Source organism: Salsuginibacillus halophilus (genome assembly GCF_003014715.1).
GTDB classification, from domain to species: Bacteria; Bacillota; Bacilli; order Bacillales; family Marinococcaceae; genus Salsuginibacillus; species Salsuginibacillus halophilus.
The window spans coordinates 137,691-150,930 of the sequence record NZ_PYAV01000001.1 but is presented as its reverse complement, the minus strand read 5'-3'; the positions used below and the strand labels follow the sequence as shown (position 1 = coordinate 150,930).

Sequence of the window (13,240 nt, the reverse complement as noted above, 5' to 3'; positions counted from 1 at the left end):
GCTTTGCTCCTCTCTGTTTGCTTATCACATAAACGATCTCGTCATTACAATATGCCGCTCAATCCATGTCTGTGTAACATACAGGGCCTGTATCCGAAAACAAGCATATGCCTAAAAAAGCGCAGAAGACGATTGTCTTCTGCGCTCGCTATTTTGCTCTTTTACATTTTATGAAGGAGACCAATGAATAATGACTGCGTCTTCACCGACTGTTTTTAACGACGCCCAAGGAATTTCCATCATGTCATTGCGACGTTTACCGATTAATTTTTTCCCATTGGGTAACAAGAGGCAGTGCACTGCCCCGCTTTCTGGATCAATACATGCATCGAGCCGGCCGGGAACACCAAGTACACCGCCGTGTTCAAAATCTATAATTTCTTTTTGCTGCATTTCTGTAAGTCGCATCGCCGCCTCCTTTACCACTTCAGCCTTGTATTACAACTTATGTTTCAATCTATAAAAAAAGAACCGGAAAAACCGGTTCTCACAGCGTGTAGACAAAGTACAAAACCAAACATTCACGGACAGCTTAATGCTCCGATCCGCTGGCTGCCCCATGGAGACGATAAAAACCAAATCATGAACGTAACCTTCACTTTCAGACGGACGCTTTCCCGAGGGCTTGGCTTCAGCTAACTTGTTCGATTTGATTGCCAATCGAACAAGTGGATCTTCAGCCTGCGCTTAATCCTCTGGGAGTCGCCGTCTTTCGTTTCGGCCACTTTTACATTTATCTTTTGTGTATGGTTCACTTGATTGTTCATGAAGCATCATGATGTAACTGATTCATGTAGCTATTGCTTGGCCAAAAGAATCTCTACAATTCATGACCAGTAAATTACGCAAGACTGATGAGCCTCGGCGGCGACGCCTTCGCAGAACAACGTGGCGAAAATCCCGCAGGCAGTGGTTTTCTGCCAAGAAAGTTGAGGCCGTACCCGAGGCAAGCGTCCGCCGAAAAGCGATGTCAGCCCACGCTTTTCTAAAAAGTTTGTCGGCACACTAAAAGAACCGGCAAAAACCGGTTCTCGTTTTTTTCGGTGAATGTGTTATTGATCGATCAGCTGCGGTTTTTCTACCGCCTTAAAGCGTCAGGCATTTCACCGGATGGGCTGATCAAGGCTGCCGGAAATTCATTCGTTTGAAAGATCTCGCGGGCCATTTGTTTCACATCGGCCGGCGTGACTTCTTGAATTAAGCTGAGCATCGTTTCATAGTCACGGTGAAACCCTAGCATCAGTTCGTTTTTACCGTTACGGCTCATCCGGCTGTTTGTACTTTCAAGGCTCAGCATTAAGTTGCCTTTCAACTGCTCTTTTCCTTTGCGAAGCTGCTCATCTGTCATGCCTTCTGCTTTTACATCTTCAATCGTCTGCAGAGAAGCTTCGACGACTTCATTCAGCTGATCCGGGTTTGTACCAGCATAAATGGTCATCATCCCGCTGTCTTGAAACGCTGCGTGATAAGAAAATACAGAGTATGCTAGTCCACGCTGCTCTCGAATCTCTTGAAACAATCGGCTGCTCATACTGCCGCCAATATAGTTGTTTAATAGAACAAGGCTGTACATCCGGTCACTGCCGGTCGCAAGCCCCGGGAATCCAAAGCAAATATGGGCTTGTTCTGTCTGCTTCGCGTAAGCAGATTGATCCGTGTAAAACGGTGCAGGCGCAAGTGCTTTTTGATAACCTTTTGTTTTCACAGCACTGAAGATTTGCTTAATCTCTTCAAGCAGCTCGTTTGAAATGTTACCAGCGACAGAAATGACAACATTTTCTGCCGTGTAATGCTCTTCAAGGTAATTGATTAAATCCTGCTGTTGAAAGGAAAGGACCGTTTCTTCGGCGCCGAGAATCGGCCGCCCGAGTGCATGATTACGGTAAGCTGCTTCACCTAAATAATCATGCACAATATCATCTGGCATGTCTTCAACCATTTTAATTTCCTCTAAAACAACACCTTGTTCTTTTTCAAGCTCTTCCGGGTCAAAGGTTGAATTGAAAAACATATCGCTCAAAATATCGAGCGCCTGTCCGGCATGCTCATCTAACACCTTCGCATAAAAGCATGTTGCTTCTTTTGAAGTAAACGCATTAACATGACCGCCGATTTGGTCAAACTCTTCTGCAATATCTTGTGGCGTTCTTCGGTTTGTACCTTTAAAAAACATGTGCTCTAAAAAGTGCGAAATTCCATTGTTTTGCGATGTTTCGTAGCGCGAGCCGGTGCCGACCCACACTCCGATCGAGACAGAACGGACGTGTGGAATGTGTTCACTGACGACACGCAGGCCATTTTTTAATTGGTGGCGTTCGATCAATTCGCAGCCTCCTTCGCTTCAATTTTCGACGGCTTGTGAAATGCGTTTCTCTGATACAAAAGTCGACAACGGCTGAAGTTCGAGTCCCTCAGCTTCCACTGCTTCAATTAACGCCGGAAGTGATTGGCTCGTTACTTCTGTTGGATGCATGAGTATCGTTGCTCCCGGGTGAAGATTTTGCTTAACTCTGTCGAGCAGCTCCGCTTCAGCAGGTTCTTTCCAATCAACCGTGTCTACCGTCCACATGACAGTCCGCATATTTCGTTCATGCGCTAAGTCAACAACAACATCGCGATAGCTGCCAGACGGCGGGGCAAACCAGACCGGGCGCGTATGGAGCACTGCTTCAATCACTTCCTGTGTGGCTTCTAATTCTTCAATGACCCGTGCTTCAGACAATTGCGCCATGTCCGGATGCGAGTACGCATGGTTGCCAATTTCATGACCTTCTTCCTTAATCATTGTAGCTAACTTTGGATGACTTTTCACCCATGAGCCATCAAGGAAAAAAGTTGCTTTAACATCAAAGTCTCTTAACGTCTGCAGCATATCCGGAATATAAGCTTCTCCCCAGGCAACATTGATCAATAACGAAGCGGCGGATTTCTGCTCATTTCCTCGAAATAACGGGGCTGCAGGTAAATCTTGAAACTGAACATCCGGTTTCGTTTCGCGAAAAACTAAGTCCTGCTCATGAAAATGACCACGTTCAGCCATGGCTTGAAAAGACGCTTGTTCGTCCACTTCATATCCATTGTAGCCGGGAAGTGCTTTCCAGACGTTGTGAATCTCTGCATCTACCGCCGGCTCATTGTACTTCTCTGCCGCCTCTTGAATTTGCTTGTGCATCTCAGTTTCACTTGTTACCGCCTCTGTGGCAACCATGGCATACTGCTGCCCTTTAGGCCAGCCATGATCAATCACAGTCCAACCGAGGACAGCAAAAAGGATGATAAGTAATCCCATTTTTTGCACACGTTGTCCAAACATAAACATCCCCCCTCATCTTAACGTATGAGAGGGGGATGCACGTCAATACTTCAACTGCTTTTCTAAACAAGTGCCCGTTTTTAAACGTAGAAAACAGGCGGTTAAACACAGCTTTACGTCTCTGACGCCTGCGCTTCCCCTTGTTGTTCGCGCAATGCCTGTTTACGGGATAAGTTCACACGACCTTGGTTGTCGATTTCTGTCACTTTCACCGGTACCTCGTCGCCAATAGCGACAACGTCTTCAACCTTTTCAACCCGCTCTTCAGCCAGCTGCGAAATGTGTACCAGCCCGTCTTTTCCTTTAAAGAGCTCCACAAAAGCCCCGAACTTTTCAATCCGTTTTACGGTACCGACGTATGTTTCGCCGACTTCAACTTCACGAACTAAGTCTTCAATAACCTTTTTCGCACTAACATTGGCTTTATGATCTGAAGAAGAGATATAAATTGTGCCATCCTGCTCAATATCAACCTTCACACCATAATCATCGATAATTTGATTTACTGTTTTACCGCTTGGACCGATCACATCACGGATTTTATCAGCTTTAATCTTCATCGTCATAATTTTTGGTGCATACTCGGACAACTCTTCACGGGTCGCGCTGATCGTTGCAAGCATATTTTCAAGAACGGCATGACGAGCTTTACGCGCTTCTTCAAGGGCATACTCCATAATTTCACGAGTAATTCCGTTAATTTTAATATCCATCTGCAGCGCTGTAATGCCTTCTTCAGTACCGGCGACTTTAAAGTCCATATCTCCGAGAGCATCTTCCATACCTTGAATGTCTGTCAAAACTGTATAATCTTCATCGTCTTTCACAAGACCCATTGCAATACCGGCAACCGGTGCCTTAATTGGCACACCTGCATCCATCATCGCAAGCGTGCTTGCGCAAATGCTCGCCTGGGAAGTGGAACCGTTGGACTCAATAACTTCTGAAACGAGTCGGATCGTGTATGGGAAATCTTTCTCTGATGGAATAACAGCCTCAAGCGCCCGTTCACCTAATGCACCATGGCCAATTTCCCGGCGGCCTGGTCCACGCATCGGACCGGTTTCACCAACGCTGAAGGATGGGAAGTTGTAATGATGCATAAACCGCTTCGATTCTTCAAGGTCAAGTCCGTCCAAAATCTGCACATCACCGAGGGCACCTAATGTACATACGCTGAGCGCCTGGGTTTGGCCGCGTGTAAACAAGCCGGAACCGTGCGTACGCGGCAGGATTTTCACTTCAGAATCGAGCTGACGGATCTCACCTGGCTCACGACCATCCGGACGAATGTTTTCTTTCGTCAGCAGGCGGCGGAATTCTTCTTTAACAAGTGTATCTAATACTTCTTTTACTTCTGCCTGCTCTTCTTCTTCATAGGCTTCAGCGATTTCAGCCTTTACTTCATCAATGGCTACGTCGCGTTCCTGCTTATCTTTGACAAGCACAGCTTCTTTTAAGCGGCCGGCAGCGTGCTCGCGTACCCGGTTTGCTATGTCATCGTTTACTTTCTTCAATTCAACTTCCATGTCCGGCTTAGCGAATTGATCCGCGATTTCCTGTTGGAATGCAACGAGCCGCTTAATTTCTTCATGGCCGAACATAAGCGCTTCAAGCATTGTTTCTTCGCTTACTTCTTCTGCACCTGCTTCAACCATGTTAATCGCATCAGCGGTTCCGGCAAGCGTTAACTCCATATCGCTTTTTTCCATTTCTTCTGAACGTGGATTAATGACAAATTCATTATCGATACGTCCAACACTTACACCTGCAATTGGTCCGTCAAAAGGAATATCAGAGATGGACAATGCAAGTGAAGACCCGAGCATGGCAGCCATTTCTGAAGAGCAGTTTTGATCAACGCTCATGACTGTGCTGACAACCTGCACTTCATTACGGAAGCCGTCAGGAAATAACGGACGAAGCGGACGGTCAATTAAACGGCTTGCAAGTACAGCTTTTTCACTTGGCCGACCTTCACGTTTAATAAAGCCGCCAGGAATTTTACCAGCTGCGTACAAACGTTCTTCATAATTAACTGTTAACGGGAAGAATGGGAGGTCTTTTGCTTGTTTCGAAGCTGTCGCTGTTGAGAGCACAGCCGTATCACCATAACGGACGAGCACGGAGCCGTTTGCCTGCTTTGCAAGCTGGCCGATTTCAACCGTTAATTCACGGCCGGCCCATACCATGCTGAACTTTTGTGGAACTTGTTCGTTTGCCAATGTATCTTCCTCCTAATAAGGTCGTTGCTTTTATCATGAGCGAAATGTACAAGATTTTAAACGTACAAAAAAGCGGGAGTACCTCCCGCTTTTTTGCCATTTATCTGCGTAGGCCGAGACTGCGAATCAGATCACGGTAACGCGTAATGTCTTTGTTACGCAGGTACGTCAGCAAATTGCGGCGTTTACCTACCATTTTCAAAAGACCACGACGAGAGTGATGGTCTTTTTTATGCATACGCAGGTGCTCGTTTAAATCCTTAATTTGTTCAGTTAGGATTGCAACCTGCACTTCTGGAGAACCTGTGTCGTTCTCGTGACGCTTGTACTGTTCAACAAGCTCTTGTTTACGTTCTACGGTCAAAGCCATCCTTTGACACCTCCTAAATTTTTAACTGCCAGTTCCTAGCGCGCCGCCGGAGGAACGAAACGGCCAAGAAGTGGCTTGTCATACATCCTATAGAATATCGTTGTTCACTATAAAATGCAAGGGGGGAATTCAACCTTTTTCGTTAAAATAAGCTTTCGCTGTGCGACAGTCTTCATCAATTTGCATTTTAAGTTCTTCCACCCCGGAAAAAGCGATTTCACCGCGAATCCGGTCGTGCCAGGTCACTTTTACCGCGCACCCGTACAGGTCACCGGAAAAATCGAATAAGTGCACCTCAACTGTAGGATCTCCTTCTTGAATCGAGTGAAACGTTGGTTTATAGCCAACATTTGCAACCCCTTGATAGCGAGCTTCATCCGTTTCAAGCGTTACGGCATATACACCGATCGCCGGCAGTAAATAAGGTTGTGAGCAATAAATATTTGCTGTAGGAAAACCAATTGTTCGGCCACGCTGCTCCCCTGAAGCAACTTCACCATATAACGAGAAGTCCCGGTTTAAAAGGGGCGGAAGCTCACCAACAGCGCCGTCACGAATCAGTTCACGAATCCGTGTCGAACTCACCTTTTCACCATCATATGAAAATTGATCAATTGTTTCTTGAAAAAGCATACCGCGCGCGTGAAACGGCAAGGTTTCCATTGTTCCTCTTCCTTTATGGCCGTAACTAAAGTCAAAACCGGCTACAACTTCAACAGCATGTAAATCAAGTAAGTAATGATCAACAAATGCCTGTGGCGTTAAAGAAGCCAAGGTGCGGTCAAACGATATAACAATGAGCCGATCAACACCAAGTGCATGAATTAATGCTTCTTTATGTGCCAAAGGTGTAATGTAACGCATATCTTCTTCAGATACATCTGGGGACAACACAGCTTTCGGATGCGGATGGAACGTCATAACCACCGCTTCTACGCCTTGTGCTTCTGCTTTTTCCACCGCCCGGCGGATGACCGTCTGATGCCCTATATGCACACCGTCAAAGTACCCGAGGGCCATAACAGCAGGCGCCCGGTCAGTGCGGTTGTAATTGTGGGGGTGATATAAAAATTCGGTTTCCATCCGATCCACCTTCCTCATGTCTTGTCAGTCAAGCCCTGCCCGGCAGTTCAGGGTCAATCATAATCGCCGGTTTCAGGCGCGACTGCTGCTTTGGATGGGTCGCATATACAGCCATTGCTTCACCTTTGTATGTTAACAACACTTTATCTTGATCTGTATTCAATGTGGCTTTATCAAGTACCGCACCGTGACCAATCTGCTTTGCTGTTGTTTCGTTTAACGCTACAGCCGGCAGGTGTTGAAGCGCATCGGTCACAGGAAGAAGCCGCTGTCCAGGCTTTTCAGTTTGATCCATATCTTCAGTTGTGACGCAGTCTGCCGTGGTAAACGGACCTGAAGCAGTTCGCTCCAGCTGCGCCATGTGCGCAGGCACTCCAAGATAGCGCCCAATATCTACCGCAACCGTCCGCACAAACGTTCCTTTCGAACACGTTAAGCGAATACGAAAATACTTGCCATTTTCATCTTCACTGACTGGCGTTAAACGCTCCATGTTCTGAATCGTTACGGAACGCTTAGGTCGTTCAACCGTTTCTCCAGCACGAGCATACTCATAAAGACGCCGACCGTTAACTTTAACAGCTGAATACATCGGCGGCACTTGTTCTATCAAACCTGTAAACGTTTGCAGTGCTTCATCTATATCTTGCTCTCGAATTCGTTGAAGCGCTTCTTGATTTTCTTCGACGACTTCTCCTTCAGCATCTTCTGTTGTTGTACTTTTCCCTAGAGCTACAACCGCCTCGTACGTTTTATCCCAACCGGTAAGCTCTTCAGCTACCTTCGTCGCCCGACCGGTGCAAAGAACAAGAACACCAGTAACCTCCGGGTCGAGAGTTCCTGTATGACCGACTTTCTTTGTCCGAAGCCAGCGGCGGGCCATCATTACACAATCATGTGAGGTTACACCTTTTGGTTTATAAAGCGGTAGAATCCCCGTGAGTGTCATAAGGCTTTTCCCCCTTTAGCTTCATGCGTACACGCGAAAAAAGCGGGCGGATTGCTCCTGCCCGCCTCTTGCATGCTTCATTTTCCTTTATGCTTACTCACCGCGCTCGTTTAAATCACGAAGCAAGTTTTCGATCCGGTTCCCTTGCTCAATTGCGTTATCAAACGTAAAAGTTAGGTCCGGGGTTTTGCGAAGCTGAATCCGTTTGCCAATTTCCGAACGGATAAACCCTTTTGCTTTTTTCAAAGCGGAAAGTGCTTCGTCGCGCTGCTCATCCTCAAGCACTGTAATATATACCGTCGCCTGCTGCAAGTCCCCGGTAACTTCCACATCGGTTACCGTCACAAATTGTACACGCGGGTCTTTCACTTCACTCATTAAGATGCCGGCCATTTCTTTTTTCATCTGTTCACCGACACGGTTTGCTCGTACGTTGCTCATTGCTTCACACTCCTTTCTATGCATTGTTTTAAAGCCGTTCGTACGTTGTCGTTGTCCGCTCCATCGCAACGTATGAATCGAGAAAAGCAAGCGCCCGGCTCAGTTCTTTTTCTGCCTGCTGTTGATCGGTTGCAACCGTTACGACTGATAACGCTGTACGCTGCCATAAATCGAAATGGTCGGTTTCCGCTACAGCTACATTATACTTTTGCTTGAGCCGGGTCTTAGCGCTGTTAACGATTGAGCGTTTCTCTTTCAGCGAGGAAGGTTCAAACAAGACGAACTCACAATGCACGGCGTGAATCATGTGCGCTTAACTTCCACCATTGTGTACGCTTCGAGGACGTCGCCTTCTTGAATGTCATGGAAGTTTTTCAGCGTAATGCCGCACTCGTAACCGCTGGCCACTTCTTTTGCATCATCTTTGAAGCGCTTCAACGCATTCACTTCGCCTTCATGAATTACGACACCATCACGAATGACGCGAACACCGGAATCACGAGAAATTTTACCTTCCATTACGTAGCTGCCGGCGATGGTGCCGATACGGGATACTTTAAAGAGTTCGCGTACTTCAACTTGCCCGAGTATTTTTTCTTCATACACAGGATCAAGCATCCCTTTCATCGCACTTTCGATTTCATCAATCGCATCATAAATGACGCGATGCAGGCGCACATCAACTTTTTCCTGGTCTGCTGCACGTTTTGCGTTCACATCCGGGCGAACATTAAATCCAATAACAATTGCGTTCGAAGCTGAAGCTAAAATGATATCGGATTCTGTAATTGCACCAGCACCTGTATGAATGATGTTCACTTTCACACCTTCAACTTCAATTTTTTCAAGCGAGCCGCGTACAGCTTCAACAGAACCTTGCACATCTGCTTTAACAATGACGTTAATTTCTTTCATATCGCCTTGCTGAATGTGCTCAAACAAGTCATCAAGCGTTACTTTGTTCGTTTTCGCACGCTCTTGTTCTTTCTTACGTTCAGAACGTGATTCACCAATCGACCGGGCTTTCTTTTCATCTTCAAAGGCGACAAACTGATCACCCGCGCTTGGTACATCACCTAAACCAATGATTTCTACAGGTGTAGATGGCCCCGCTGTTTTAACATTTTTCCCTAGGTCGTTCACCATTGCGCGAACACGGCCGAACGTGCTTCCGACAACAACTGGATCGCCAACGTTTAATGTACCTTCTTGTACAAGCAGCGTTGCTTTAGGGCCTTTGCCGCGGTCGAGCTCAGCTTCAACAACTGTACCGCGGGCACGCTTATTCGCACTTGCCTGCAACTGCTCTACTTCAGAAACGAGTAAAATCATCTCGATTAACTCGTCGATGCCTTCTCCTTTAACCGCTGAAACGTTAACAAAGATCGTCTCGCCGCCCCAGGCTTCCGGTACGAGTTCATGTTCTGTAAGTTCCTGCATCACCCGGTCCGGATTGGCGTTTTCACGATCGATTTTGTTTACGGCAACGATCAATGGAACGCCGGCGGCTTTCGCGTGGTTAATCGCTTCTTCAGTCTGCGGCATGACACCGTCATCTGCAGCAACAACAAGAATTGTAATATCTGTCACCTGTGCCCCGCGTGCACGCATCGTTGTAAAGGCTGCGTGACCCGGTGTATCAAGGAATGTAACTTTCTTGTCGTTTTCTTCAACTTGGTAAGCCCCGATGTGCTGGGTAATACCGCCTGCTTCACTATCCGTAACCTTCGTTTTTCGAATCGCATCTAAAAGCGTCGTTTTACCATGGTCAACGTGTCCCATGATCGTAACAATCGGCGGACGCTCAGCTAAGTTTTCCGGATCATCTGCTTCAGCAAACTGATCAATATCAAGCTCATCAACTTCGATTTCTTCTCTCACACTCACCCCGAACTCATCGGCAATGATTTCAATCGAATCTTTGCTAAGCTCTTCGTTTTTCGTTGCCATTGTGCCAAGACCCATCAAAGTTTTAATGATCTCAGAGCTTTCTTTATGCAGCTTTTCAGCAAGCTCAGCCACCGTCAAACTGCCGGAGAAGGTGATCTCTTCAGGGGTTTCCAATTTTTGTTTGCTTTTGGCACCCTTCTTGCCTTTTTTACCGCCTTTTTGCGGACGGTTTTGCTGGCCACCTTTTTGGCCCGGCTTTTGCTGTCCGCCTTGTCCGCCTTTTTGAGCCGGCTTTTGACCGCCTTTCGCCTGGTTCTTCGAATTTGCAGAAGAACCTGCTCCCCCTTTGTCTGCCTGTGCTTTCGGTTGGTATTTCTCTTCTAGTTTTTTAATAGTATCTTCCTCAATCATCGCCATGTGGTTTGTCACATCGATATTTAATTCTTTTAAATCCTGCAGTACTTCTTTGCTCGATTTATTTTTTGACTTTGCAAATTCGTGCACTCGCATTTTCTGCATAAGCATAACCTCCACAGTCTATTGTTCGTGCAATTGCTTCAGCTTTGCAGCAAACCCGGCGTCAGTAATCCCAAGGGTCACCCGCTGCTCTTTACCGATCGCACGTCCAAGCTCCGTCCGAGGAGCCGACTCGCAGAGAGGCACGTTGTACGTCGAGCATTTGTCCCCCATCTTTTTTTTCGTGTTCGGCGAGGCATCTTCAGCCAGAAGCACTAAATGCACGCGGTGCTGCTGCATGGCGCGCAGCACAACTTCTTCGCCGCTTATGACGCAGCCGGCACGGGCTGTAAGTCCTAAAAAGTTTAAGGGGCTGCTCATGAAAAGCGCACCTCGCCACGTTCTTCAATTAAACGATCGTAATCTTCTTCTTTGACTTCCACTTTCAAATGCTTAGAAATCAAGTCTTTCTTTTTCGCCTCTGAAAAAGCATCTTCACTGTTTGTTAAATAAGCACCGCGGCCGTTTTTCTTTCCCGTCGGGTCAAGAAACACACCACCTTCCGGGGCTCTTACAATCCGAATGAGCTCTTTTTTCGGCTTCATTTCACCAGTAGCGATGCATTTTCGCAAAGGTACTTTCTTTTGTTTCATGATCAACCCTCCTCAGGATTGTTCATCATCATCAGATGTCTTAAGCGTTTCTTCCGCCGGCCAGGCAGGCGTTTCTTCATCTTCATCTTCTATACGTAAAAGGGGTTCCTCCGCTTCATGAGACTCCTCTTCATCAAAAAGCACATCGTCTTCTGCTTCTGCTTCTGATGCTTTTGACTGCGGACGGAACAAAGAAAGATCGCGTTCTTCGCCTGGCAGTTCTGCTGTTGCCGGATCGTACATGCCGAGCTCTTCAGCTTCAGACTGGCTTTTAATATCGATTTTCCAACCGGTTAATTTTGCAGCCAGACGGGCATTTTGTCCACGCTTACCAATCGCAAGCGACAGTTGGTAATCCGGTACAATCACAACCGTACTCAAATCTTCAACATCAACCTGCACATCAAGCACTTTCGATGGACTTAAAGCATTTGAAACAAAATCAACAGGGTCTTTTGAATATTCAACAATGTCGATCTTTTCACCTTTTAGCTCGTTTACAATCGTCTGGACGCGCTGCCCCTTCGGACCAACACAAGAACCGACTGGATCAACTTCCGGGTCTTCAGCGTGAACAGAAATTTTAGAACGGTCCCCAGCTTCACGTGCAACAGACATGATTTCAACCGTGCCGTCATAAATTTCCGGCACTTCAAGTTCAAAAAGACGCTTTAACAAGCCTGGGTGCGTTCGTGAAATCATGATTTGCGGTCCTTTATTTTTTTGGTCCACTTTCGTGATAAAGGCTTTGATCCGGTCGTTGTGCCGGTACGTCTCATTTGGCATCTGTTCACTTTGCGGCAGCAGGGCTTCTACCTTACCAAGGTCCACGTAAATGAAGCGGTGGTCCTGGCGTTGTACAATACCGGTCATAATGTCTTCTTCGCGGTCAATAAATTCATCATAAATTAAGCCGCGCTCAGCTTCACGCACACGCTGGGTAACAACCTGCTTTGCCGTCTGTGCGGCAATACGGCCGAAATCTTTTGGTGTGACTTCAATTTCAACAATATCATCGAGTTGATACTGTGGGTCAATATCGCGCGCTGCATCGAGTGCAATCTCCATGCGCAGATCAAAAACTTCTTCAACAACCGTTTTTTGTGCAAACACACGAATTGCACCGTTATCACGGTTAATATCAACACGAACGTTATGCGCCTGGCTGAAATTTTTCTTATAGGCAGTAATCAAGGCTGATTCAATCGCTTCAAGCACAAGCTCTTTATCGATTCCTTTATCAACCTCTAGCGTATTTAACGCATCCATAAAATCATTATTCATGGATGACGTATCCCCCTTTCAATCATTGGCAATGGGTTTTAAAACAGAACAGCTAACCGGATATGGGCGATGTTCTGGTATTCAACTTCAAACGGTACAACCTTATGTTTTTGCTTCATTTGTACCGTCAATGTTTCACCATCAAAAGCGCTTAATTCACCTTCAATCACATTCTCCCCGTGTACCGGTTGGTGCGTTGTAAGATGAACGTTACGCCCGATGGCACGGGTTATATCTTTTTCGTTATAGAGCGGACGTTCTGCACCAGGTGAAGATACTTCAAGATAATATGCTTCATTAACTGGATCATCTGCATCTAATTTTTCACTAACGCGTTCACTAACCCGCTGGCAGTCATCAAGGTCCACCCCGGTCTCACTGTCAATAAACAGCCGAAGAAACCAGTGCTTACCTTCTTGCTTATATTCTACATCTACAAGTTCTAAGCCAAGGTCAGCCACAATCGGCTCTGCAACCTCCGCTGCAAACTCTGTCATCGGTTTTGGCATCATTTTCCTCCTTTCCAGAAACGGACCGCTTCCTCCTATGATGCAAACGAAAGAGTGGGGCGGGCCC

General features: G+C 46.6%; 14 protein-coding genes. All 14 read right to left on the bottom strand.

What is annotated here, in order from left to right:
• Positions 1-168 precede the first annotated feature (168 nt).
• Positions 169-408, bottom strand: coding sequence for a YlmC/YmxH family sporulation protein (locus tag B0H94_RS00755; RefSeq protein ID WP_106587318.1), 240 nt, complete (start codon positions 406-408; stop codon positions 169-171).
• Between the two features lie 670 nt (positions 409-1,078).
• Positions 1,079-2,323, bottom strand: a complete 1,245-nt coding sequence (locus B0H94_RS00750; protein WP_106587317.1) for a M16 family metallopeptidase — start codon at positions 2,321-2,323, stop codon at positions 1,079-1,081.
• Positions 2,324-2,341: 18 nt separating this feature from the next.
• Positions 2,342-3,313, bottom strand: a complete 972-nt coding sequence (locus B0H94_RS00745; RefSeq protein WP_245893857.1) for a polysaccharide deacetylase family protein — start codon at positions 3,311-3,313, stop codon at positions 2,342-2,344.
• A gap of 113 nt (positions 3,314-3,426) precedes the next feature.
• The gene (locus B0H94_RS00740) at positions 3,427-5,505 is read right to left on the bottom strand and encodes a polyribonucleotide nucleotidyltransferase (protein WP_106587450.1); all 2,079 of its coding nucleotides are present in this window, start codon (positions 5,503-5,505) and stop codon (positions 3,427-3,429) included.
• Positions 5,506-5,638: 133 nt separating this feature from the next.
• Positions 5,639-5,908, bottom strand: coding sequence for a 30S ribosomal protein S15 (rpsO, locus tag B0H94_RS00735; RefSeq protein ID WP_106587316.1), 270 nt, complete (start codon positions 5,906-5,908; stop codon positions 5,639-5,641).
• A 129-nt stretch (positions 5,909-6,037) separates the two neighbouring features.
• Complete coding sequence (locus B0H94_RS00730; protein WP_106587315.1) at positions 6,038-6,991, bottom strand: bifunctional riboflavin kinase/FAD synthetase; 954 nt, start codon at positions 6,989-6,991, stop codon at positions 6,038-6,040.
• Between the two features lie 28 nt (positions 6,992-7,019).
• A complete protein-coding gene (gene truB, locus B0H94_RS00725; RefSeq protein ID WP_106587314.1) occupies positions 7,020-7,940 on the bottom strand; it encodes a tRNA pseudouridine(55) synthase TruB in 921 nt (306 codons plus the stop codon).
• A gap of 93 nt (positions 7,941-8,033) precedes the next feature.
• Positions 8,034-8,381 carry a 30S ribosome-binding factor RbfA gene (gene rbfA, locus B0H94_RS00720; RefSeq protein ID WP_106587313.1) on the bottom strand — a complete coding sequence of 116 codons (348 nt, stop codon included), beginning with the start codon at positions 8,379-8,381 and terminating at the stop codon, positions 8,034-8,036.
• Positions 8,382-8,409: 28 nt separating this feature from the next.
• Positions 8,410-8,688, bottom strand: coding sequence for a DUF503 domain-containing protein (locus tag B0H94_RS00715; RefSeq protein WP_106587312.1), 279 nt, complete (start codon positions 8,686-8,688; stop codon positions 8,410-8,412).
• Positions 8,685-10,790, bottom strand: a complete 2,106-nt coding sequence (gene infB / locus B0H94_RS00710; RefSeq protein ID WP_106587311.1) for a translation initiation factor IF-2 — start codon at positions 10,788-10,790, stop codon at positions 8,685-8,687. Before infB ends, B0H94_RS00715 begins: the two co-directional genes overlap by 4 nt.
• Positions 10,791-10,808: 18 nt before the next feature.
• Positions 10,809-11,108 carry a YlxQ family RNA-binding protein gene (locus B0H94_RS00705; protein WP_106587310.1) on the bottom strand — a complete coding sequence of 100 codons (300 nt, stop codon included), beginning with the start codon at positions 11,106-11,108 and terminating at the stop codon, positions 10,809-10,811.
• On the bottom strand, positions 11,105-11,380 hold the full coding sequence (gene rnpM / locus B0H94_RS00700; RefSeq protein WP_282432523.1) for an RNase P modulator RnpM: 276 nt from the start codon (positions 11,378-11,380) through the stop codon (positions 11,105-11,107). The genes B0H94_RS00705 and rnpM overlap by 4 nt, the downstream gene beginning before the upstream one ends.
• 12 nt (positions 11,381-11,392) lie before the next feature.
• Positions 11,393-12,664 (bottom strand): transcription termination factor NusA, encoded by a 1,272-nt coding sequence (gene nusA / locus B0H94_RS00695; protein WP_106587309.1) that lies wholly within the window; start codon positions 12,662-12,664, stop codon positions 11,393-11,395.
• Between the two features lie 38 nt (positions 12,665-12,702).
• On the bottom strand, positions 12,703-13,173 hold the full coding sequence (rimP, locus tag B0H94_RS00690) for a ribosome maturation factor RimP (RefSeq protein WP_106587308.1): 471 nt from the start codon (positions 13,171-13,173) through the stop codon (positions 12,703-12,705).
• Positions 13,174-13,240 lie beyond the last annotated feature (67 nt).